16 protein-coding genes are annotated in these 23,070 nt (G+C 64.3%); 10 read left to right on the plus strand and 6 right to left on the minus strand.

Going from position 1 to position 23,070, the window contains the following annotated elements:
- Positions 1 to 129 precede the first annotated feature (129 nt).
- The 5 genes from pyrH to gdhA all read left to right on the plus strand — a co-directional run bounded on the left by pyrH (position 130) and on the right by gdhA (position 5,048).
- Positions 130 to 846 (plus strand): UMP kinase, encoded by a 717-nt coding sequence (gene pyrH, locus ACP8LP_RS04460; protein ID WP_036975349.1) that lies wholly within the window; start codon positions 130 to 132, stop codon positions 844 to 846.
- A gap of 33 nt (positions 847 to 879) precedes the next feature.
- Complete coding sequence (gene frr, locus ACP8LP_RS04465; RefSeq protein ID WP_334353356.1) at positions 880 to 1,434, plus strand: ribosome recycling factor; 555 nt, start codon at positions 880 to 882, stop codon at positions 1,432 to 1,434.
- A gap of 11 nt (positions 1,435 to 1,445) precedes the next feature.
- Positions 1,446 to 2,309, plus strand: a complete 864-nt coding sequence (locus ACP8LP_RS04470; protein ID WP_063279302.1) for a phosphatidate cytidylyltransferase — start codon at positions 1,446 to 1,448, stop codon at positions 2,307 to 2,309.
- Between the two features lie 61 nt (positions 2,310 to 2,370).
- Positions 2,371 to 3,624, plus strand: coding sequence for a dual-specificity RNA methyltransferase RlmN (gene rlmN / locus ACP8LP_RS04475; RefSeq protein ID WP_051128978.1), 1,254 nt, complete (start codon positions 2,371 to 2,373; stop codon positions 3,622 to 3,624).
- An 86-nt stretch (positions 3,625 to 3,710) separates the two neighbouring features.
- Entirely contained in the window at positions 3,711 to 5,048 is a 1,338-nt protein-coding gene (gene gdhA / locus ACP8LP_RS04480) for an NADP-specific glutamate dehydrogenase (RefSeq protein WP_016665745.1), read from the plus strand.
- Positions 5,049 to 5,206: 158 nt separating this feature from the next.
- Here gdhA and ACP8LP_RS04485 read toward each other — a convergent pair whose 3' ends face one another.
- Positions 5,207 to 6,577: a serine hydrolase domain-containing protein gene (locus tag ACP8LP_RS04485; RefSeq protein ID WP_334353354.1), complete on the minus strand. Its 1,371-nt coding sequence runs from the start codon at positions 6,575 to 6,577 to the stop codon at positions 5,207 to 5,209.
- Positions 6,578 to 6,675: 98 nt separating this feature from the next.
- Between ACP8LP_RS04485 and dxr the strand changes: the two genes are divergently transcribed.
- The 5 genes from dxr (at position 6,676) to ACP8LP_RS04510 (ending at position 14,081) form a co-directional block, all read left to right on the plus strand.
- Positions 6,676 to 7,899, plus strand: a complete 1,224-nt coding sequence (gene dxr, locus ACP8LP_RS04490; RefSeq protein WP_117188555.1) for a 1-deoxy-D-xylulose-5-phosphate reductoisomerase — start codon at positions 6,676 to 6,678, stop codon at positions 7,897 to 7,899.
- A complete protein-coding gene (locus ACP8LP_RS04495) occupies positions 7,896 to 9,173 on the plus strand; it encodes a M50 family metallopeptidase (RefSeq protein ID WP_334353352.1) in 1,278 nt (425 codons plus the stop codon). The genes dxr and ACP8LP_RS04495 overlap by 4 nt, the downstream gene beginning before the upstream one ends.
- A 156-nt stretch (positions 9,174 to 9,329) precedes the next feature.
- Positions 9,330 to 11,972, plus strand: a complete 2,643-nt coding sequence (locus ACP8LP_RS04500; protein WP_484483296.1) for an ExeM/NucH family extracellular endonuclease — start codon at positions 9,330 to 9,332, stop codon at positions 11,970 to 11,972.
- Positions 11,973 to 12,058: 86 nt separating this feature from the next.
- Positions 12,059 to 13,240, plus strand: a complete 1,182-nt coding sequence (ispG, locus tag ACP8LP_RS04505) for a flavodoxin-dependent (E)-4-hydroxy-3-methylbut-2-enyl-diphosphate synthase (RefSeq protein WP_036975348.1) — start codon at positions 12,059 to 12,061, stop codon at positions 13,238 to 13,240.
- Position 13,241: 1 nt separating this feature from the next.
- Positions 13,242 to 14,081, plus strand: coding sequence for a GNAT family N-acetyltransferase (locus ACP8LP_RS04510; protein WP_016665739.1), 840 nt, complete (start codon positions 13,242 to 13,244; stop codon positions 14,079 to 14,081).
- Between the two features lie 535 nt (positions 14,082 to 14,616).
- Here ACP8LP_RS04510 and ACP8LP_RS04515 read toward each other — a convergent pair.
- The 5 genes from ACP8LP_RS04515 to ACP8LP_RS04535 are packed head-to-tail and all read right to left on the minus strand — an operon-like array spanning position 14,617 to position 22,853.
- Positions 14,617 to 15,474, minus strand: coding sequence for an anchored repeat-type ABC transporter permease subunit (locus ACP8LP_RS04515; protein WP_015582435.1), 858 nt, complete (start codon positions 15,472 to 15,474; stop codon positions 14,617 to 14,619).
- Between the two features lie 13 nt (positions 15,475 to 15,487).
- Entirely contained in the window at positions 15,488 to 16,261 is a 774-nt protein-coding gene (locus ACP8LP_RS04520) for an anchored repeat-type ABC transporter ATP-binding subunit (protein WP_484483297.1), read from the minus strand.
- The gene (locus ACP8LP_RS04525) at positions 16,254 to 17,333 is read right to left on the minus strand and encodes a choice-of-anchor M domain-containing protein (RefSeq protein WP_063279308.1); all 1,080 of its coding nucleotides are present in this window, start codon (positions 17,331 to 17,333) and stop codon (positions 16,254 to 16,256) included. Before ACP8LP_RS04525 ends, ACP8LP_RS04520 begins: the two co-directional genes overlap by 8 nt.
- A 19-nt stretch (positions 17,334 to 17,352) precedes the next feature.
- Positions 17,353 to 18,879, minus strand: coding sequence for an anchored repeat ABC transporter, substrate-binding protein (locus tag ACP8LP_RS04530; RefSeq protein WP_279186593.1), 1,527 nt, complete (start codon positions 18,877 to 18,879; stop codon positions 17,353 to 17,355).
- On the minus strand, positions 18,876 to 22,853 hold the full coding sequence (locus tag ACP8LP_RS04535) for a TIGR03773 family transporter-associated surface protein (protein ID WP_484483298.1): 3,978 nt from the start codon (positions 22,851 to 22,853) through the stop codon (positions 18,876 to 18,878). Before ACP8LP_RS04535 ends, ACP8LP_RS04530 begins: the two co-directional genes overlap by 4 nt.
- Between the last annotated feature and the right edge of the window lie 217 nt (positions 22,854 to 23,070).

Here is a 23,070-nt window from a genome sequence, read left to right on the forward strand (position 1 = left end):
CCCGGGCCACCCATGACGGGATCCCCCGGCAGTGAATGCCGGTCGAGACCACGGTGAACTGCGGCGGTAGCCATCCTCGGGCTAAGCTGAAGTGACGCATCCCGCGTCAATGTCCGCCGACCAGGAGAGATGATGCCAGAGCGCTACAACCGAGTTCTTCTCAAATTGTCCGGAGAGGTTTTCGGAGGGGGAGGAATCGGTGTCGACGCCGATGTCGTGGCCGCCAAGGCCCGCGAGATCGCCGATATCGCCAACAGCGGCGTCCAGGTGGCCGTCGTCGTCGGAGGTGGGAACTTCTTCCGTGGAGCTGAGCTTCAGCAACGCGGCATGCAGCGTGATCGCGCCGATTACATGGGCATGCTCGGCACTGTCATGAACTGCCTCGCCCTTCAGGATTTCTGTGAGAAGGCTGGAGTCGACACCCGCGTCCAGACCGCCATCACCATGGGCCAGGTCGCCGAACCGTACATTCCCCGCAAGGCCGAGCGTCACATGGAGAAGGGACGAGTTGTCATCTTCGGCGCTGGGTCCGGGATGCCGTACTTCTCGACCGACACCGTTGCCGCGCAGCGAGCCCTCGAGATCGGCGCGGATGCCCTACTCATGGGCAAACAGGGAGTGGACGGCGTCTACGACAGCGATCCCAAGACTAACCCGAACGCCCACAAGTTCGATGAACTGACCTACGACGAGTTCCTGTCACGTGACCTCAAGGTCGCCGACGCCACCGCCGTCGCCATGGCCAGGGACAACGATCTGACGATGGTCTTCTTCAACCTCGAGACCCCGGGCAACATCGCCCGTGTCATCAATGGTGAGGAGATCGGCACCACCGTCCATCGCTGAACCATCGAAGACACACCAAGGAAGGACTACACAGTGAGCGACATCATCAAGGACGCCGAGAAGAAGATGGGGTCAGCGATCGACCATGCCCGCGAGGAGTTCGCGGCCATTCGAACCGGACGTGCCAATCCCGCCATGTTCAACAAGATCATGGTCGATTACTACGGCGCCCCCACCCCCCTGCAGCAGCTCGCCAGCTTCCAGGTTCCGGAGGCTCGCACCGTCCTCATCGCCCCGTTCGACAAGAGCTGCGTCAACGAGGTCGAGAAGGCCGTCCGCGACTCGGATCTGGGCGTTAACCCCTCCAATGACGGCAACGTCGTGCGTTGTGTCCTGCCGGCCCTCACCGAGGAACGCCGCAAGGAGTACATCAAGATGGCCAAGGGGAAGGCTGAGGAAGGCCGTATCGCCGTCCGCAACGTCCGTCGCGCAAGCAACGACATCGTCAAGAAGCAGGAGAAGGACAAGGAGATCTCCGAGGACGAGATGACTCGTCTGGAGAAGGAGCTCGATCAGGTCACGCGCAAGTACGTCGAACAGATCGACGAACTCCTGAAGTCCAAGGAGAGCGAGCTCCTCGAGATCTGATCGGATTCGGGATGGACAACTCGCAGCAGAAAGCCACGGCCACACGTACCCCACGTGCCGGCCGTGATCTTCCTGCTGCCATCACCACGGGTGTGGTGCTGTGCGGGGCCGTCATCGGCACCGTCGGGTGGTGGCACTGGGGGTTCGTCCTGCTGATGGCCCTTGCTCTGGTGGCCGGAGCCATCGAGCTTCATCGAGCGATGGCTCGACTGGGCATGGATTCTGCAGTTGTGCCGATCTGTGTCGGCACCGTGGTGATGGTCATCGGGGCCTACGCGGCCTCGACGATGGACCTCCACATCCTGCCCAACACTTTCCTCGTTGCCACCCTCGGGGCGACGACGGTCGCGGCGATGGCATGGCGTCTGCCGCGCGGTTCCGACGGATTCGTCGAGGATGTCGCGGCGAGTCTGTTCACTATCGCCTACCTGCCTCTGCTGGGCTGCTTCGTTCCACTCATGATGGGAGACGACGGAGGCAGTCGTCGCATCGCCACCTGGATCCTCAGCGTCGTCGCCTCCGACACTGGCGGCTATGCCATCGGGGTGCTTTTCGGCAAGCACAAGATGGCTCCGATGATCAGCCCCAAGAAGAGCTGGGAGGGATTCGCCGGATCCGTCATCACGGCGGCCCTCGTCGGATGGGCCTGTCTGGGCGGCCTGCTCTCAGCCCCGGCCTGGGCCGGTTTGCTCCTCGGCGTGGTTCTCGCGTTCACTGGGACTGCGGGAGATCTCGTCGAGTCAATGATCAAGCGCGATGCCGGTATCAAGGACATGTCGAACTTTCTGCCCGGCCACGGCGGAGTGATGGACCGGCTGGACTCGGTGCTGTTCTCAGCACCCTTCGCATGGCTCGTCATGTCCCTGGTGCTGTGACCGAGCTTGTGCCTGTCATCTGATCGCGCCGGGGAACCTCGCAGCCACCGTGAACGGATCCATGGTGGCTGACCTCAATTCTGAGAGGAATGTCGTGACCGACCCTGAACCTGAGCGTCCGAGCCTGTCTCCGTCGGGACTGGTGCTGCCCACCACACCGCTGGCCGAGAAGGAGATTCCGGTTGTGGTGCGTACCCCGAAGCGCACCAAGCCCCCCCGCCACTGGATCGATCTGAGCGTCGAGGAGAGGGTGCAGGCAGTCAAGGATCTCGGTCTGCCGGCCTTCCGCGCACGCCAGATTTCCACCCACGTCTTTGACCGTTGGGAGGTTGACCCCACCGAGTGGACTGACCTGCCCAAGTCAGCCCGTCAGGAAGTCGCCGACGCATGGTTCCCGACCCTGTTGACCCAGGTCTCCCGGCAGTCCTGCGACCGTGGCATGACCGTGAAGACTCTGTGGCGGCTACATGGCGGGGCGCTGGTGGAGTCGGTTCTCATGCATTACCCAGCCACCCATCATTCTGCGGCTCGCACCACCTTGTGCATCTCCTCCCAGGCCGGCTGCGGCATGGCCTGCCCGTTCTGCGCGACCGGGCAGGGCGGTATCCAGCGCAACATGTCCACCGCTGAGATCGTGAGCCAGGTGCTGGCGGCCAACCGTCTCATCGAGGCTGGAGAGGTTCCCGGGGCCAGTGGCCGAGTTCACAACATCGTTTTCATGGGCATGGGCGAGCCGATGGCCAATTACCGTTCGGTGCTCACTGCGATTCGCACCTTGACCGCTGGGGGGCCCGACGGGGTTGGCATGAGTGCCCGGGCCCTGACGGTCTCTACCGTTGGTCTCGTGCCGCGTATCAAGGCGCTGACCGAGGAGGGGATCCCCGTCACCCTGGCCGTCTCCCTGCATGCCCCCGACGATGAGTTGCGTGATGAACTCATCCCGGTCAACCGTCGTTGGAAGGTCGACGAGCTCCTCGATGCCGCCTGGCAGTACGCGGAGAAGACCAAGCGTCGGGTCTCGATCGAGTACGCCCTCATGAAGGACATCAACGACCAGGCTGACCGGGCCGCCGTGCTGGCTCGCCAGATTCGTCGTCGTGGCGACTGGACCTGGGCTCACGTCAACCTCATCCCGCTCAACCCGACCCCGGGTTCGCGCTGGACGGCGTCACGCCCGGAGGATCAGGATGCCTTTGTCGAGATCCTGGAGCGCTGGAAGATTCCGGTCACGGTGCGCGACACCCGAGGCTCCGAAATTGATGGCGCATGTGGTCAGTTGGCTGCTGTGGGGCGCTCGGAAGGTTTGGGCAACTAGTCCATTGGGTGAGCCAGGGGGATGGCTCGGGGCGATGTGGTGCGAAAATCATCCGGAGGATGTCTGCACATGAAGGAGGTCGCTGGATGGATAGCCAGCTCGAGGACGCCTACGAGGCGGTGCTGAAGCGCAATTCGGGGGAGGCCGAGTTCCATCAGGCCGTGCGGGAGATCTTCGAGTCCCTTGGCCCGGTGCTCGAGAAGAACCCGCAGTACGTCGAGGCAGCAGTGCTGTCGCGTATCTGCGAACCGGAGCGTCAGATCATCTTCCGGGTCCCGTGGGTCGATGACAAGGGCAAGGTGCGCATCAACCGTGGTTTCCGTGTCGAGTACTCGTCGGTACTGGGGCCGTACAAGGGCGGACTGCGATTCCACCCCTCGGTGTACCTGGGAACCATCAAGTTCCTCGGTTTCGAGCAGGTCTTCAAGAATGCGCTGACCGGCATGCCGATCGGTGGTGCCAAGGGCGGCTCGGACTTCGATCCGCACGACGCCTCCGAAGGTGAGGTCATGAGGTTTTGCCAGTCGTTCATGACCGAGCTCTACCGCCATCTCGGTGAGCACACCGACGTCCCTGCCGGTGACATCGGCGTCGGTGGCCGTGAGATTGGTTTCCTCTTCGGCCAGTACAAGCGGATCACCAACCGTCACGAGTCCGGGGTTCTCACCGGAAAGGGACTCACCTGGGGTGGTTCCCTGGTGCGCACCGAGGCCACCGGCTACGGCGCGGTCTTCTTCGTCCAGCGCATGCTGGCGACCAATGGAAGGTCCTTGGACGGCCTGCGAGTCACCGTCTCCGGGTCGGGCAACGTCGCCATTTACGCCATCGAGAAGGCCCAGGACCTCGGTGCGACGGTCGTCGCGTGCTCGGACTCCAACGGGTACGTCGTGGACGAGAAGGGGATCGACGTCGCCCTGCTCAAGCAGGTCAAGGAGATCGAGCGGGCACGCATCAGCGAGTACGCCGCTCGCCGCGACTCGGCCACCTTCCACACCGACGGCTCGATCTGGGACACCACGGCTGACGTCGCCCTGCCTTGCGCGACCCAGAACGAGCTCAATGGCCAGGCGGCCGCCACGCTCATCCGGAATGGTGTGGTTGCCGTGGCCGAAGGTGCCAACATGCCATGTACCCCCGAGGCTGTGCACGCCTTCCATGATGCCGGTGTCCTCTTCGCTCCCGGCAAGGCCTCCAACGCTGGTGGCGTGGCCACCTCGGCCCTGGAGATGCAGCAAAATGCCGCGCGCGACTCCTGGGACTTCGACGCCACAGAGGCCCGCCTGCAGCAGATCATGGCTGACATCCATGATCGCTGCATCGAGACCGCTGACGCCTATGGCCACCCAGGCGACTACGTCATGGGTGCCAACATCGCCGGATTCACCAAGGTGGCGGACGCCGTCATCGCGATGGGTGTCGTCTGAGCGAATCCATCGCACCTGGTCCGCCGCCGATGGCAGCGAGATCATGGACGTCAGCAAGGGCGGCACACTCGGTCAGATCGGCCCCTTCCCGAGTCCGGACGGATCCGGTGCCGTCTGCTCCGGCTGCTTGACCCTCTCGATCTCGATGTGGGGCGGGCTCATCGATGCGGCTCCGGGTGGACCAAACCAAACAGACCGCGGGGATTGAGGGGGACACAATCCCACTGGATCGTCGTGGAACCCGGCGACATCCGCACAGTCAGGCCGTGGGGACTGGAGATGACGTCAAGTTTCGCGATGAAGGTCTCGCCCTGCCAACCACCGCTTGCCGCGATGTCGATGGAACCCTCACCGACACGGCAGTGACACGTCAGCCACTCGTCATGACCGACGACGAGGTCGAGAGCGGCGTCGAAGATGCCGAACTGGGGTTGGGTGCAGTGCCAGGACATCGCCCAGCCGTCACCGTCACCGCGAGGGGACACGACAATGTGAGAACCATCGACGATTCCCTGCACCGAGCGCGCCGGGTCGAACTTCCCGGAGACCGTGGGCAGGGTGCGGACAACTTCCTCGGGTTCGGGATCGATCCCCTCCACCAGTGCCGGAACGAGATGATCCCAGACGATCTGCAGAATCGCCTGTTTGTCCCCGGGGCCCTCGCCGACCTCATTGGTCATGACGACGACGGCGTCGACCTCGGGGATGACGAGGGCGAACTGGCCGAAGGCGCCGTCAAGACGGTAGCCGTGGCTCGAGATCCAGGTCTGCCAGCCATAACCCAGTCCCCACTCGGGGCCGGTGAGGCCATCGGATTCGACGTGCTTGACGCGGTGCTGCTCGATCCATTCCCGGGGGAGCAGACGCTTGCCGTCATGGATGCCGTCGTCGAGGAGGAGCTGGGCGAACCGACCCATGTCCTCGGCGTCGATGTGCAGGCCACTGAACCCCAACGGAATGCCATCCATGTCGCCGGCCCAGCTGTGTGGCCCACAGCCCAGCGGTTCCAGTACCTCTCGGGTGATGATGGCGTCGACATCCGCCCCGGTGTGTTGACGCACGATCCGAGAGAGCAGCCAGGTGCCGAGGTTGTTGTAGGCGAAGTCGGCCCCGGGACGTCCGGCAGGTTCGGTCGCCAACCACAGCTGAGCGGTCTCGGTGCTGGGAATTCGCAGTACGCCCAGGGGAGGCTCGGCGAGTTGTTCGGGGGAGTGGCCACTCGCCATCGCCAGGACGTCACGGACCCTGATGGATCTGGCCACCGGGCCGGTCTCACCGGTGCAGGAGGTGGGCAACAGGTCGGCCAGGGTGTCGTCGTACCCGAAGGCGCCACGGTCCACTGCGATGCCGACGGCAGCAGAGGTGAAGGTCTTCGAGCAGGAATAGACGAGGCCGGGTACGTCGGGGCTCCAGGGTGCCCAGCGACGCCGCCCGACGACCTGGCCGTGCTGACGGACGATGAGTCGATGGGGGTGGGCCCCGGCTTCTTCGAGGGCATCGGCGGTGATGTCGAGGACACTGTCGATCATGAATCCACTGTAGGGCCGCTGGCCAGGGTTTTGAGGCGACGATTGAACGGATTCTCCCTCGAATCGGCCCTCTGGAATGGTCGTGACAGACTGGCAGGGTGAAGAAGGTCATCATTCTCGGCTCCACTGGATCGATCGGAACGCAGACCCTGGAGGTCATTGCGTCACGCCGTGACCAGTTCGAGGTCGCCGGCATATCGGCAGGTGGTTCAGACGTTGGCCTGCTGGCCCAGCAGGTACTCGACTTCGCCATTCCCGTGGTGGCGATCGCACGGGAGGATGCAGCCGAGGAACTTATGAGAGCACTGGCTGTCCAGGCCGGGTCACGCGATGTCCCGGTGCCCAATCCTCAGATCCTGGCGGGGCCGGAGGCTTCGACACAGCTGGCCGGGATGCCCGCTGACGTCGTCTGCAATGCCATCACCGGAGCTGCCGGTCTGCGCCCGACCCTGGCAACCCTTGCTGCCGGGACGACCCTGGCCCTGGCCAACAAGGAGTCCCTGGTCATCGGTGGCAGGCTCGTCACTCAGGCGGCCGCTCCCGGACAGATCGTCGCGGTCGACTCGGAGCACTCCGCCTTTGCCCAGTGCCTGCGCGGAGGTGGACGCAATGAGGTGCGCCGTCTCGTCCTGACGGCCTCCGGCGGTCCGTTCCGCGGCCGTGACAGGGAATCCCTGGCTGACGTCACCGCCTCCGACGCCATGAAGCACCCCACCTGGAACATGGGACGCGTCATCACGATTAACTCCTCGACCTTGGTCAACAAGGGCTTGGAGCTGCTCGAGGCCGCCCTGCTCTATGACGTCGACCTCGACGACATCACCGTCGTCGTCCATCCCCAGTCCGTCGTCCACTCCATGGTGGAGTTCTGGGACGGCGCCACCATCGCCCAGGCATCTCCGCCCGACATGAGGCTGCCGATCGCCCTGGGTCTGTCGTGGCCCGATCGCATCCCTGACGCCGCGGCTGGTTGTGACTGGTCGACCGCCACCCAGTGGACTTTCGAGCCGCTGGACAACGAGACCTTCGGGGCCGTCGAACTGGCGCGTTGCTCGGGTAAGGCGTCCGGCACCGCTCCGGCCGTCTTCAATGCCGCCAACGAGTCCTGTGTCGACGCCTTCTGCGAGGGCCGCATCGGATTCCTCGACATTACCGACACTATCGCCGCCGTCCTCGACGAGCACCTGTCCGGTGACGGCAATGGTGTGCCTGGCGCTCGTCACATCGGTGACGAAGCCCTCAGCCTCGACGCCGTGCTGGCGGCCGACTCGTGGGGCCGCCGCCGCGCCGCCGAGCTGTGCGCACGGGGACGCGGCCAGTGACCGTACTGGTCGAGGTGCTGGCGGGGATCCTCTTCTTCGCCCTCATCATCCTTTCGGTTCTGCTGCACGAGTGTGGCCATTTCATCCCGGCCAAGATCTTCGGGGTCAAGGTCACCGAGTTCTTCGCCGGATTCGGGCCCAAGATGTGGTCGGTCGAACGTGGCGAGACCGAGTACGGGTTCAAGTGGATACCGCTCGGCGGCTACGTGCGCCTGGTCGGGATGTATCCGGCCGAGGTGCATCACCGTCATGCCAACAAGCTGACGAAGCTGGCCGACGAGGCTAGGGCAGCCGAGGCTGAGGAGATCACTGACGCGGACCGCGGACGTCTCTTCAGCGACAAACCCGTCTGGCAGCGTCTCATCATCATGAGTGGCGGAATCCTCACCAACCTGCTGCTGGCCTTCCTGTTGTTCTGGGGAGTGTTCGGCATCTACGGTCGGCCCGCCGAGACGACCATGGTGGCCGCGGTGACTCCGTGTGTCCAGATGACCAAGACTCAGGAGTGCTCGTCGGACGACCCGCCGGCCCCGGCGGCGAGAGCCGGGCTGCAGCCGGGGGACCGCATTGTCTCCTTCAACGGCGAACAGGTCGAGTCCTGGTCCCAGTTGCAAGAACTCATCCGTGACAACGGGGACGGGGAAGTCCGTCTGGAGGTGGAGCGGGACGGTCACCCGGTGGCTCTGGAACCGACCCGGACCATTCTCAATGAGATGCCAGACATCAACAACCCTGGCCGCAGCGTCACGGTGGGATATTTGGGATTCAGCCCGACCATGGTGATCGTTCATTCCGGGCCGGGGGACACCGTCTCCCAGATGTGGGTGATGTCGCAGCAGTCGTTGAGTGCCCTGGCCAGACTCCCCGTGCTGACCTGGAATGTCGCCTCTGACATGGTCACCGGCAAGACTCGTGACGTCAATAGCCCGATGAGCATCGTGGGAGCGTCGCGAGTTGCCGGAGACATCGCAGGCAATGGGCAACTGACTTTCGGGGACAAGGTTGCCTCGGGGGCGAGCTTGCTTGGTGGCCTCAATCTCTTCCTCTTCTGGTTCAACGTGGTGCCCCTGCCACCCATGGATGGTGGACACATCGCCGGAGCCATCTACGAGGCGTGCAAACGGCGGATCTTCCGGATTGCTGGCAAGCCTGATCCGGGCCCGGCCGATACCGCGATGATGCTGCCCGTGGCATGGGTCATCGGCGTCCTCATGCTTGTCATGGGGCTTATCCTCGTCGTCGCTGACGTCGTCTCCCCAGTCAAGATCTTCTGACTCTCCGGCAATCCTGTGAATTAGCCGTGAGATGCCGGGTCGTCACGCAATGATGGGGGAAAATTCGGTGAATTGTCGGTGACAACCGTTCCTGCCGTCGTATCTACCGTGGCAAGGTGGCGCGCGAACGTTCCCTGCCACGAGATGGGATTTCTCATGACCACAATGTCCAGACGCGTCCTGGCAGGCCTCTCTGCTCTGTCGTGCGGCGCCGCCGCTGTCGTCGCGGTCCAGCCGGCCCATGCCGATCCGACAGCAGCCAGCCACGTCGTCATCAATGAGGTCTATGGAGGTGGCGGTAACTCCGGTGCCACTTGGACCCACGACTTCGTCGAATTGCTTAACCCCACCTCCACGGACGTCTCCGTCAAGGGGTGGAAGCTGGAATACCTCACTGGCAAGGGCAAGGTGGCCAACACCTGCAGCCTGGCCGGCGTCGTCAAGGCTGGTGGCCACTTCCTGGTCCAGGAGGCCAGGGGAGACGGCGGCAGCAAGGCCCTCCCGACTCCCGACGCCGAGTGCTCGGCATTCATGAGTGCCACCAAGGGTTCGGTACGTATCACTGACGCATCTGGGGCCACCGTTGACCTGGTTGGTTACGGTGCTGCCTCGGTGGCCGAGAAGAAGGCGGCTCCCGCTCCGTCGAACACCACCTCGATCGAGCGTCGTCATGGCGTCGACACCGACGACAACTCGGCGGACTTCGAGGTCGGCGGTCCCACCCCGACGAATTCTGGTTCGGCCCCGGCACCCACCCCGGCGCCCACCCCGACTCCCGTCCCGGACCCGACCGAGACCCCGATTGCCACGATCCAGGGCAATGGCCCGGCCAGCCCACTGGTCGACAAGACCGTCACCACGGTGGGCGTCGTCACCGCTACCTATCCGACCGGCGGATTCAACGGCATCTACATCCAGACCCCGGGATCCGGTGGCACCCCGAAGAAGGCCACGGACGCCTCTGACGGTGTCTTCGTGTACTCGAAGTGGGCCGCCGCCAACGTCAAGGTCGGCGACTGCGTGACCGTCAAGGGCACCGTCATGGAGTACGACGACCTCACCGAGATCGGTGGCAGCACCCGAGTCGACCGCAAGTCCGGTTGCGCCCCTGTCAAGGCCACTGAGCTGACCTCCCTGCCGGCCACTGACGCTGACCGGGAAGCCTACGAAGGCATGCTCGTCAAGCCCACCAGCGGCTACACCGTCACCAACAATTACGGCCTCAATCAGTACGGTCAGATTGGCCTGGCCGATGGCGACAAGCCCCTCTACCAAGGCACCGAGATTGCCCTTCCGGGCAAGGACGCCGAGGCCGTCGAGGCTGCCAACAAGGCCAAGTACATCAACCTTGACGACGGTTCGTCATGGAACTTCATGACGAACGCCGACGCCAAGAACTCCCCGCTGCCGTATCTGTCCCAGGACACCCCGATACGCACTGGCACCCACGTCGACTTCACTTCGCCGGTCATCATGGACCAGCGGTTCGGCTGGAACTTCCAGCCCACCGGTCAGGTCGTCGGCGCGGACTCCAAGCTCTCCCCGATCAAGGCCGGCAACAACCGCCCGACCACCCCGCCGGCCGTCGGCGGCAACGTCAAGCTGGCCAGCTTCAACGTACTGAGCTACTTCACCGACCTGGGCCAGGACGAGCCGAACTGCAAGGCCTATGTTGATCGTGACGGCAACCCGGTCTCGGCAAACTACTGCCTGGTCCGTGGCGCCTACACCCCGAAGGCCTTCGCCGACCAGCAGGCCAAGATTGTCACCGCGATCAACGGTCTGGGGGCCGATGTCGTCTCCCTCGAGGAGGTCGAGAACTCCGCTCAGATCACCTGGCATCCGGGACAGTCCCGCGACGCCTCCCTGGCCAATCTTGTTGCCGCCCTCAACAAGGCCGCCGGTGAGAAGGTATGGGCCTACGTGCCCAGCCCGACCGTCGTTCCGGCGAACGAGGACGTCATCCGCTCGGCCTTCATCTACAAGATCGGCAGGGTCTCCCCAGCGGGTGCATCGCAGATCTTGACCGACCCGGCCTTCGCCAATGCCCGTCAGCCGCTGGCCCAGCGCTTCCAGCCGGAGGGTTCCAGGCGAACCTTCGTGGCGGTCGTCAACCACTTCAAGTCCAAGGGCTCGGGTGAGGACGACGGCACCGGCCAGGGCAAGTCGAACCCCAGCCGCGTCTCCCAGGCCAAGGCTCTGACAGGATGGGTGAACACGACCTTCAAGGATGACCCGGTCTTCATGCTCGGTGACTTCAACGCCTACGCCATGGAAGATCCGATTCGCGCCATCAAGGACGCCGGATTCAGCGAGGTCGTCGAGGAACACGATCCGAGTGCTGCCAGCTACCAGTACTCCGGCCGTGTTGGTTCGCTCGACCACATCTTCACCAATGCCAAGGCCCATGAGCTGGTCTCCGGTGCCGGTATCTGGGACATCAATGGCTCCGAGTCGGTGGCCATGCAGTACTCGCGTCGTAACTACAACGTGACTGACTTCTACACCACCAGCCAGTTCGGCGCCTCGGACCATTCCCCGGCACTGGTCGGCTTCTCGATGCAGGCTCCGTCCCCGACTCCGTCGATGACGCCGACAACTGTCCCGACGACTCCGTCGGTCACCACCCCGTCCCTGACTCCGTCGATGACGCCGACAACTGCCCCGGTGACGACTGTCTCGACGACGACTCCGTCGGTCACCGCGCCAGCATCGGCCACTGCCCCCAGTACGACGGTCGCTCCGGCCCGCGAGTATGTGCCGGGACCCCGCCCCGGTCTGCCTCACACCGGAGTCTGACAAACCCTCGCAGCACCCGCCCGGTCACCACGACAGGGCGGGTGCTCGCTGTCAGCGTCACCACACTGGTGTACGTAGGTGACACAATGGAAACGACAATCCGCGATTTCAGGAGTGACACGTCAATGACCGTGAACCTGGGTATGCCCACCCCTCCCGTTCCGACCCTGGCGCCGCGTCGCAAGACGCACCAGATCAAGGTGGGAGATGTGCTGGTCGGTGGGGATGCACCCATTTCGGTGCAGTCCATGACGACAACCAAGACTCATGACATCGGTGCCACCCTGCAGCAGATCGCCGCCCTGACCGCGGCCGGCTGCGACATCGTCCGCGTCGCCTGCCCGACCGACAAGGACGCCGAGGCGCTGCCGATCATCGCCAAGCAATCCCAGATCCCGGTGATCGCCGACATCCACTTCCAGCCCAAGTACGTCTTCCAAGCGATCGAGGCCGGCTGCGGTGCGGTGCGCGTCAACCCGGGCAACATTCGCAAGTTCGACGACCAGATCGAGGCGATCTGCAAGTCTGCCACCGAGCACGGCACCAGCATCCGCATCGGCGTCAATGCTGGCTCCCTCGACAAGCGTCTGCTCGACAAGTACGGCGCCCCGACTGCCGAGGCCATGGTGGAATCGGCATTGTGGGAGGCGAGCCTCTTCGAGCAGTACGGGTTCCGTGACTTCAAGATCTCGGTCAAGCACCACGACCCCGTTGTCATGATCCGCGCCTATGAACAGCTCGCCGAGAAGTGCGACTACCCGCTGCACCTGGGCGTCACCGAGGCCGGACCCGCCTTCCAGGGCACCATCAAGTCCGCGGTCGCCTTCGGGCACCTGCTCGCCGAGGGCATCGGTGACACCATCCGCGTCTCGCTGTCGGCCGACCCGGTCGAGGAGGTCAAGGTCGGCATCAAGATCCTGGAGTCCCTCAACCTGCGCCCCCGCGGCCTGGAAATCGTCTCCTGCCCCTCCTGCGGACGCTGCCAGGTCGACGTCCTGTCCCTGGCCAACGACGTCACTGACGCTCTCGAGGGAATTGACGCCCCGCTGCGCGTGGCCGTCATGGGATGTGTCGTCAACGGTCTGGGCGAGGGTCGTGAGGCCGATCTCGGTGTTGCTGCCGGCAATGGCAAGGGCAAGATCTTCAAGCACGGCGAGGTCATCCGTACCGTCCCCGAGAGCGAGATCGTCCAGACCCTCGTCGACGAGGCGAACCGGATGGCCGAGACCATGAACGAGACCGGGGAACCGGAAGTCGCGGTCTCCTGACGTGTTCACCAGGATCAGGGTCCTCGACGACACCGACGTTGGTCAGGTCACTGAATTCCTGCAGCAGGACCCGGTGGGAAATCTCTTCCTCTTGTCGCGCATCCAGGCCAACGGCTTGGATCGCGGCAGACTCGGGTGCCCTGTCGTCGGTGTGGTGCATTCCCGAGAATTGCAGGGGGTACTCCATCTGGGCGCCAACGTCGTACCGGTGGCCTCGGACGAGTCAACGATCGAGGAGCTGTCCTCCAGAGTTGGTCCGTGGCGGACGTCCTCGTCCATGATGGGCCGTTCCGGTCCGGTGATGGCTCTGCAACGCATCCTGTCGCAGCGCTACCCGCGCGCCTGGGGGAGACCCCGCGAGGTCCGTGCCAGCCAGCCGTTGTTGGAGTTGCAGGAACCGTCCCGCGTCGCTCCAGATCCCCGTGTCACGGCTGCGACAATGGGTCATTTCCAGGCCTATTTCCAGGCTGCGGTGGCGATGTACACCGAGGAGGTCGGCGTCAGCCCGATCGAAAGCTCCGGCGGGTACATGCGACACATGCGCGCTCTCGTCCAGAAGGGACACTGCTTTGTCATTGTCGATGACGACGGAACCGTGCGATGGAAGTCAGACATCGGCGTCAGCTGGCGGTCGCACTGCCAGATTCAGGGAGTCTGGCTGGATCCGGCGTGGCGGGGCAAGGGCCTTGCGGATGCTGCCATGACTGCCGTAGCACACCTGTGTCAGCGACGCTACGAGTCGGTGTCCCTCTACGTCAATGACTTCAACATCCGAGCCCTGGCGATGTACGACACCGTCGGTTTCCGTCAGGTGGGAGAAATGGCCACCGTGCTCTACTGACGGCCCGCTGTGACCGGGGCATAAAAGCGGATGAACAGGGTCGGCGCTCATGTCGGTGACCTTGCCCCGCGTCGCAGACACCAAGTGAACGCTCTCAACCGCGGGGCCTTCGACACTGTCGTTGGAGATCGGTGTGTGACGATGCCATCGGTGGTGAGTAACCCGGGGCGCATGGTCGCCTACCAAGGACGTACATGGGTGCTTCAGCCGGGCGATTTCCGCTGTCGGGACTTTTGTTCACCTGAACCCATCGATCCCCCGTTTCGCTCAGAGACGCGCTGTCACGCGTGCCGCTGAGCCCGAGACGGAGAAATGGATCCTTCCAATAGGTATGCACGCTCACGGTTCCAGTGGTGCCCCAGATCTTGAATTGTCGACAGTGATGTGTTTTCCGGAGACCGTCGGCTCTGATTCCATGGAACTCCACGGTGCTCCAACAGACCAATCGGAGGTGCCCCCTGCCCGTGGAGTGATCGGCAGCCACATGGTGAGCGGTGTACGGCAGGGGGCGGGATAGGGAGGAAACAGGACTGCCTCAGGCGACCCGGCGCCGCATCCCCCCGAGCAGCCCGCGCGGCGCGAGGACCCAGCACAGGAGAAACACCGCCGTCGCGACGAGGACGATCGTCCCGCCGGCCGGAAGGTCGATCGACCACGACAGGTACAGGCCTACCAGGGCGCTGAGGCCGCCGATCACCGGCGCCAGGACCATCATTCGACCCAACCGATCGGTGAACAGGCGGGCGGTGGCGGCCGGGGTCACCAACAGGGCCAGGACGAGGACGTTGCCGATGACCTGCACAGAGATGACGACGGTCATCGTCACCAGCACGTAGAGCAGCAGGTCGAGGGCGAAGACCGGAAGGTTGGAGGCTCGCGCAGTCTCGCGGTCCAGGCCGACGGTCACCAGCTCCTTGTGGACGGCGCGTTCCAGGAGCAGCACGATGGCCCCGGCCACGCACACGACGACGATGTCGTCGTTAGTGATACCCGTAATGGATCCGAAGAGGAACTGTTGCAGGGAACCCGAGTACCCAGGAGCTCTGGAGATGATGACGATTCCCAACGCGAAGGCTCCCGCAAAGAGGATTCCGATGACGGAGTCCTCCTTGAGGCGTCGGTTTTGGGAGACGATGGCCACCAGGACGGCAGTGACGAGACCGGCCACAGCACCACCGACGAGCAGCGACCCCTGGAGTAGGAAGGCCACCGCTAAACCGGGGAAGACCGAGTGGGCCACCGCGTCGCCGATGAAGGCCATGCCTCTCAGCACGACATGGGAACCGATGACGCCGGCAACCATCGAGCAGACCACGGCAACGAGCAAGGCCTTCGGCAGGAAGACCAGCAGGGGATTGGTGAGATCAGTGAAGAACTCCCATGGAGTGAGCATTGATGGTTCCTTGTCAGATAGGGGTGTGGACGGGTTCAGCAGCCCCGACCATGGTCAGCAGCGGGGAGTTCGCGGTGACCCCGAAGGCCTTCATCCACATCGTCGGATCACGCAGTTCCTCCGGGGTGGAGTCGGCGACGACGGTGCGGTTGATGAGGCACACCCGGTCAGCGGTGGCCATGGCCTGGGCGAGGTCGTGGGTCGTCATGACCAGTGTGGTGCCGTCGGTCGCCAAGCGGCAGAACAGCTCAGTGAGCATCTCTTGGGTCGGCATGTCGACCCCGGTGAACGGCTCGTCCAGAAGCAGCACGGAGGGACGTGTGGCCAGGGCTCGGGCAATGAGAACACGCTGATGCTGACCGCCGGAGAGTTCTCCCACGGTGCGATCTGCCAAGTCCGCCATGTCGGCGATCCGCAGGGCGTCGCGCACCGCGATGTGGTCATCCTTGCCAGGACGACGTAGCCACCCGATGTGGCGGGTTCGTCCGCTCATGACGACGTCGGCGACGCTGATGGGGAAGTCCCAGGCGAATTCGTGACGCTGGGGGACGTAACCGATGTGACGCCATCCCTTGCCGGGAGCGGACCCAGCGACCTCAACACTGCCTTTGGCTGGTTTCACCAAGCCGAGCATGCTGCGCAGAATGGTCGTCTTGCCGGCGCCGTTGGGGCCCAGGAGTGCCAGCAGGTCACCCCTGCTGGCTGACAGGTTGACGTCGTGGAGCACGCGGACGCCGCCCAGGTTGACGGCCATGTCAGTGATCTTGATGGATCCGAGGTCACTCATGCGAACTCGTTCCACTGTCGGAGGTCTTGGCCGATGTTGCGTCGGTGCCCTCGTCCTTCCACACCTCGTCATGCATCTTCCTGGACTTCGAGCGTCCCACCAGAGCAGCGATGATGAGGGCGATGATGACGACTCCGGCGATGATCGCGATGATCATTCCCCACGGGGTGTCATGGTCGGAATCATCAGTGGAGTTGGTGGCAGCTGTTGGCGTGGAGGCCTTCGCAGAGGCCGAGGCAGCGGCGGAGCTGCTTGTTGAGGCCATGCCGGACGCCGAGGAATCCGATGCCGCGGAAGCCTGGGAGGACGCCGAGGCAGAGGCACCCATGGTTCGAGCCTCGTCGGCCGAACCCTTGTCACCGACGACGAACCTCAGCTTGGTCGAGTAGGAGTGCTTGGCGCCCTTGGCGTCGGTGCCGCGGACATCGACGGAGATGGTCTGCGCTCCCGGATCGGAGAACACCCAGTTGGCGTGCACATGGGTGTTGGTCTCCATGTGCACCAACTGCTCTCCGGATTTGGTGGAGTCATACAGCGGTGTCGGGGCGTCGAAACCGTTCTCGATGAACATGTGGGCCTGACCTGGGCCCTCGTGCCCGGTGAAGACGAGTTCGGCGCCACGAGGGAAGTTCTTGACGATCTCCGGGGCCTGGGTGTTCCAACCGAGCCACACGATCTTCTGGTCCTGGGTCTGCGGAATGACATATGCCTTCTTGCCACGCATGTCGCCGAGGAAGGAGTAGGCCTCGTCGTTCGGCACGTCGATACGGGACGCATCGACCACGCGTAGCACGGCGTCATCGGTGTTGCGCCACACCGGCGGGTTGGCGGTGTCGTCGCGGGCCATGAGGGTGAACTTGCCGTCAACGATGCGAGGGCCGACATCGACGTGTCCTCGCCTGATCTCGGCGGGTTCCTTGGCCACCTTCTCGTTGTCTGTCACCGTCTGCTTGAGGGCAGGATCTGGTGGCGGGGTAGGGGAGGCATGGGCTGGCTGCGAGAGTGCGAAACCAGTACTGAGCGCGATGAACATGGCAGACAGGGATGCCAACCGACGGTGTTTCGTAATCATGGATTCCTCCGCAGGAGCCTCATCCCAGGCACTTGGCCAGGGAGTCGGCGTCGAATTTCATGAGGTCGATGTAGTTCGTGACTCGGTCGTCGAAGGTGTCGCCGTAAATGGGGCACACCTGGACACCGTTCTCGGCGGCAATGGCCGCGAGCACTGAGGAGCCACGCAGCACATTGGGTTCCAGGAACACGGCCGGCACCTTGAGGTCGGCGATGGTCTGGTTGAGTTTGCGTCGTTGTGCCATGGACGGCTCGACACCGGGATTGGCGGTCACGAATCCGGCCACGTGCATGCCGTGGGCCTGGGCGAGGTAGCCGTAGGCGTCGTGGCTCGTGATGAGCTGACGCCGCCCCTTGGGAATGCTGGCGATCTTGCGATCGACGTAGTGCGAGGTCTCTTCCAGCCTCGCCAGGTATGTCTTGGCGTTCTCTCGGTAGGGCTGGGCGCCGTCGGGGTCGGCCTTGATGAGAGCGTCACGGATGACCTGCACGTAGGCCTTGGTGTTCTTGATGCTCATCCACAGATGGGGGTCGATCTCACCATGAACGTGCGCGCCGAGAACGGCCTGGGGCAGCTGGTGGATCGAGTCGCCAGGGTGGCCCAGGAATCGGAACGCCGGAGTCGGTGGGATTTCGGTGAGTGCCTTCGGGGGCACCCACACCACCGACTTGTCGGGGCTGAGACGCTTCTGGGTGCGGACGCCACCGCCAGTTGGATCGGACAGGATGATCATCTTGCCCTCGTCGATGTCGGCGGAGAGGTCCGCGTGGCCCTTGTCGACGACCGTCCGATTGGCGAGTTCGGGGATCGTGCGTGGATCAGCTCCGACGACAATCGTCAGGGTCTGGGTGCCGATGGGGGTGTCTCCCTTGGCCGTGGACAGGGTGGCCGCGAAGGTCGCCTTGTAGATACCAGGCTTGCTGAACGCCCACGACATGTGGGTGTGGGCGTCAGCGGGAAGCTCGACGTCATCACGCTCGTCGACGCCGTCAGTCGTCGAGTAGTAGATCTGCGGACGACCAAAGGTGCCGGTGATGTAGGCGGTGAGATCGCCAGGACCGTCGACGGATTTCAATTGGAGATGGACCGAGGACGAACGGTCGGCCCCTTGAGCAGTGCCCTTGCCGATGACCCGCAGGCCCAGCCAGACGGTGTCCAGGTTGGCATTCTCGACGAGCGGGATGACCTCAGCGCCATACTTCTGTGCCTCCTCAGCCAGAGAGACGTTGATCGATCCGGCAGGCAGGGAGGCGTCGATGGTCTTGATGACCGAATGGGGCTCGAGCATGAGGTAGTTCGACAGGGCGACCTTCGAGTACACGACGGTCCGGACATCACGCAGCGACGGCTCGTAGGTGTGGGGGTCGGCGCCGGAGGGCACCATCGAGGTGACGGTGGCACGATCGCCGGCGACGTTGCGCGTCAGGTCAGCGAGGATGGGCGTGGTCGTCACCACGGAAAGCTTGTCGTTCTGGGAAGCGGGCGCGTGGCCGCACCCAGCCAGAAGGCTGAGTGCGGCCACGACGCACACCAGGCGTTTTCTCACCCGCGTCGTCTCCTCGCCACGAGGAGAGCGCCGGTCAGACCGATAACCGCGAGGGCTCCGGCCACCAGACCCTGGTTGGTCTGGGAGGCGATACCGGAATCGCCGAAGGTGCCGTTCTCACCGGAGCGTGGCAGCCCGTTGAGATCGCAGGGCTTGCCATCGGGGGTGCGGCCCACGATGGTGTAAGCCGGCTCGGTGTTCTGGTCGGCGCCGGTGGAGGCCGACACCTTGCCGATGGAGGCGGCGACCGACTTGGCATCGATACCCACTGCGAAGTGGAGGGTCCCGGTGGCGCTGACCTTCTTGCCGGCCTTGGTGGTGGCCGTCTGGGTGACGGTCACGGCGTAGTGGCCGGGGGCGGTGAACACCCAGTTCGGGTGAGCATGGGTGTTGGCCGGGACGGTGTAGCTGGTGGGTCCGCCGACGTTGTCGAAGACCCGCTGGCCCACTCCACCACCGAAGGTGCCGGACATGAACACTGCCATCTTGCCGGGGCCGCTGACCTTGTCCAGGTGCATCTGGACCGGGCCGGTGGTGCCGCTGACGATTGACTCGTGCATGGTGTTGACGCCGAGCCACGGCACGCCGGGAACCTGGGTCGCACCGATGAGCCACACCTTGCTGCCGCCCTTGGCGATGAACTCCATGCCGGCCGGAGCCGTGGTGTTGGCCTTGTCACCGACAGCCATCACGATGCTCGACGGCACAACCCACTTCGCCGGGGCGGAGCGGTCGTCCTTGAGAGCGGAGATGAGCTTGCCGGACTGCAGCTGGACGCCCCAGTCGAAGTGACCCTCGGTGGCGATGGACGCAGGATGGGTGGCAGACTGAGCCGTCTTCTTCACGGCAGCGGCAGCCTTGGTGGGGATCTTCACCGGACGGCAGATCTCCTTCCGGGCGGAGGAGCCGCTGGTGGTAGTTCCCTCGGTCGATCCGTTCGGGTCGGAGTTTCCGCCAACCTCGTTGGTCGGCGTGTTGCCGACAACACCGAGATCATCGAAGGGCTTGTCGGAACCGCCCTTGGTGCTGTTCTTGCCGGGAACCGGGGTGCCGCCCTTGCCGCCGTCACTGGTGGGGCAGGTGTTGGCGGCGGCGATGGCCTTGGAACCGACCACCCAGGTGTAGGTGTGGGTTCCGGTGCTGACGGTCTTGCCATTGCGAACAGCGGTGGCGTCGACCGTCATCTCGTAGCGGCCCGGCTTGGTGAACACCCAGTTGGCGTGCACATGCGAGGGCTCCTTGACGGTGATGGTGCCTGGCAGAGTGGTGGAGCCGCCGTCGAGCAGGGTCTTGGTGCCCGCGAACGAGTTTTGCGTGAACAGATGCACCTTGCCCGGGCCCTTGACGTTGCGGACGTTGATCTTCACCTCGCTGAAGCCATTGCGCTTGACGTCGAAGGTCTCCCATCCCGGCCACAGCAGATCCTGGTTCTGTGTGATGGGCAACAGGTAGCCCTTGGGGGCGCCTGGGTATCCGCTCGGGATGGTGATCAGGGCAGAGTCCTTGACGGCCAACAGGACATTCTTCGGGGTGTGAAGCACACCTTCGCCGGTCACGTCCTCCTTGACCTGCAGGTCGAGACCGTTCTTGGCAGCCGAGCCGACGCGGAAGACGTCGGAGTGGCCGTGGTCAAGAACGAGCTTCTGGTGGCAGGGCTTCTTGCCATTGCTCGGCTTGGAAGCTGGCTTGCGGGCCGGCTTCCGAGTCGGGGTGGCCGGGGAGTTCGGAGTCACCGACGTCTTCGGGGCGACCGAGGGCTTGGAGGCCGGGGGTGGCGTCACTGACGGCGTGGGAGTCGGTTTGCCCCACGGGGCGGGCAGCTCGGTCTTGTCGCCGACGACCCAGGTGTAGGTGTGCGGCTTGCTCCGGAACGCCTTGCCATCCTTCTCGGCCACGGCCTGGACGGTCATGGTGTACACGCCCGGCCTGCTGAACACCCAGTTGGCGTGCTCGTGGGTCGGCTGCTTGACGGTGATGGTGCCCGGCAGGGTGGTGGAGTCACCGTCGAGCAGGGAACGCACGTCACCGAGGGTGCCCTGGGAGAACAGATTGACAGTTCCGGGGCCCTTGACGTCGTTGACGTTGATCTTCACAGTGGTGAAGCCGTTGCGTTTGACGTCGAAGGTTTCCCAGCCCGGCCACAGCAGCCCGGACTTCTGGGTCAGCGGCAGCACGTAGCCCTTGGGGGCACCGGGCAGCCCGGAGGGGATGTCGGTCAGCGCGGAGTCCCGCACCTTGAGCAGCACGTTCTCCGGTTCGCGGAGCACACCCTCACCGGTGACGTCCTCCTTGAGCTTGAGGTCGATACCGCCGTCAGCTGAGGATCCGACTCGGAAGGCATCCAGGTGTCCGCGATCGAGCACGACGTTGTTGCTATCGGTGTGGGAGTTGTCGGGAACTGGATCAGGTTTCGGGGCGGGGTCGGCCGGCCTTCCCCGGTCGGGGGCCGGCGTGCCGTTCAGCACCTCTCCCTTGCCCTGGCAGGCGTTGGCCACCGCGGCGTCACCGACGGCGTACTGCATCGTGAACGGGACGTAGCGATGCTGTTTCCGGCCGTTGGCGTCGGGCTTGCCGTGCACGGTGTAGTAGCCGCTGATCCGGTAGAACCCCGGCTTGGAGAACCACATCTCCATGGGGGTCTTCTCGGCCTTGTTGACGCGCATCACGGTGCGCAGGCTCGACTCGCTGGACGACAGGACGGTCCGGGTCTGGCCATCGGTGGTGTCGACGACGGACACCTGGCCACCCTGCGGCCCTTCGATCGGGTCCCACGTGATGTCGGCCTCGTGGAGGTTCACAAAATCGGTGCCGGTGGTGTCGAGCACCTGGTTCGGCTGGCCGTTCTGCGCGGAGGTGGGGATGCGATGGAACTGCGATCCAGCGGTGAAGGAGCTGTTGAACTCGTCGGTCCCGGCCTGCGGGGCAGCTGCCTTCAGGGAGTCGGGCACGTTGATGACGCCAGCCTCCCCTCCGATCTGCTTGCCGGAGTCGCCCGAGATGACGCTCATCTTCGGGCGAGCGGGCTTCTGCGGGTCATCGGACTTCCAACTGGCCTGCCAGTCTGCCTTCAGGGTGACGGGGCCACTGGCATGGTGCAGGCACCCTGCCGTGTTCACGGTGGGGTTGAAGGCCAGCGGATCGTCGGATCGGGTGTCCTGGCCCTTGGCGATGGGGAACTGCTCGGCCGGGGTGGTGATCTCGTGGGCAGGCTGCGTGGAGCCCTTGTCGAGGCCCACCTGCTCGTCGGAACCGACCAACCACGAGACGACGGTGGGGTCGGACTCGATGGTCTTCCCGTCGCGAGTCTCCACGGCTGCCTGCCACGTGAGGTTGTAGCGGCCAGGTTGGGAGAAGGTCCAACTGGTGTGGGTGTGGCTGCCGGGGTGCACGACCTGCCGACGGTGATCGGTGCTAGTCGAGGAGAACAGGTGTGAGACGCCGAGGGGATTGACGGTGAAGGCGTTGAACTCGCCGGGGCCGTCGACGTCGACCAGGTTCAGGTGCAGCGTCTCAGGTTTGATGCGATCCATGAGTTCGTCGGGGAAGCTGTGACCGGCGCCAAATGCGGCTGCCACCGGGGCCCACTTGTCGCTCTCCCTCTGCGGGGCGGTCCACACGATGTCGCCGGGCTCACCGAGGAAACTGAATCGGGGGTCGTCGGGAACCTTGAGGCGAGACGTCTCCTGGCCGTTCGCGTCGGCGTCCGGCCCGAGGCGGATGTAGACGTCCTTGGCCTCCTTGAGCTCACTCTCGTTCCACAGGATCTTGATGGTTGGTCTGCCGCTCGCCTGGTCCCACTCCACGTGGGCGACGTCGGCGTGGCCATTGTGCAGGAGCTCGCGATCCGGTGCTGACGCGTTCGCCAGTGACGGGTTGACCGTCAGGAACGTCAGCAGGATGGCGAGGAGCGATGCTAACCGTTTCACGGTGGCCTCCATTGTCTTCTTGTGATTCACGGTCTTCTTGTGATTCACGGCTGACTATATAATGGGAACAATTCTCAGTTCAATGGGGAGGGGTAGGTGCCCCGCTGTGGTGATGGGTCGGGGTTCGGCGGTGCGCGGCGTGAGGAGTGTGGGCCACCCCCGTGAATGGCCACGCCCCGCTGTTGTGGTGGGTCGGGGTCTGACGATGCGAATCGGCCCCACGGGGTGCGCCGGATGGCGCTTGCAGCGGATTGGTCAGAGTCGA

It is taken from the genome of Cutibacterium sp. LaCa_89 (assembly GCF_058177555.1).

Coding starts and splice junctions, on each gene's coding strand:
- ACP8LP_RS04525 (WP_063279308.1), bottom strand. CDS start 17,333: ATGATTACGAAACACCGTCGGTTGGCATCCCTGTCTGCCATGTTCATC.
- ACP8LP_RS04485 (WP_334353354.1), bottom strand. CDS start 6,577: ATGATCGACAGTGTCCTCGACATCACCGCCGATGCCCTCGAAGAAGCC.
- gdhA (WP_016665745.1), top strand. CDS start 3,711: ATGGATAGCCAGCTCGAGGACGCCTACGAGGCGGTGCTGAAGCGCAAT.
- ACP8LP_RS04520 (WP_484483297.1), bottom strand. CDS start 16,261: ATGAGTGACCTCGGATCCATCAAGATCACTGACATGGCCGTCAACCTG.
- ACP8LP_RS04470 (WP_063279302.1), top strand. CDS start 1,446: ATGGACAACTCGCAGCAGAAAGCCACGGCCACACGTACCCCACGTGCC.
- ACP8LP_RS04515 (WP_015582435.1), bottom strand. CDS start 15,474: ATGCTCACTCCATGGGAGTTCTTCACTGATCTCACCAATCCCCTGCTG.
- ispG (WP_036975348.1), top strand. CDS start 12,059: ATGGAAACGACAATCCGCGATTTCAGGAGTGACACGTCAATGACCGTG.
- ACP8LP_RS04500 (WP_484483296.1), top strand. CDS start 9,330: ATGACCACAATGTCCAGACGCGTCCTGGCAGGCCTCTCTGCTCTGTCG.
- rlmN (WP_051128978.1), top strand. CDS start 2,371: ATGGTGGCTGACCTCAATTCTGAGAGGAATGTCGTGACCGACCCTGAA.
- pyrH (WP_036975349.1), top strand. CDS start 130: ATGATGCCAGAGCGCTACAACCGAGTTCTTCTCAAATTGTCCGGAGAG.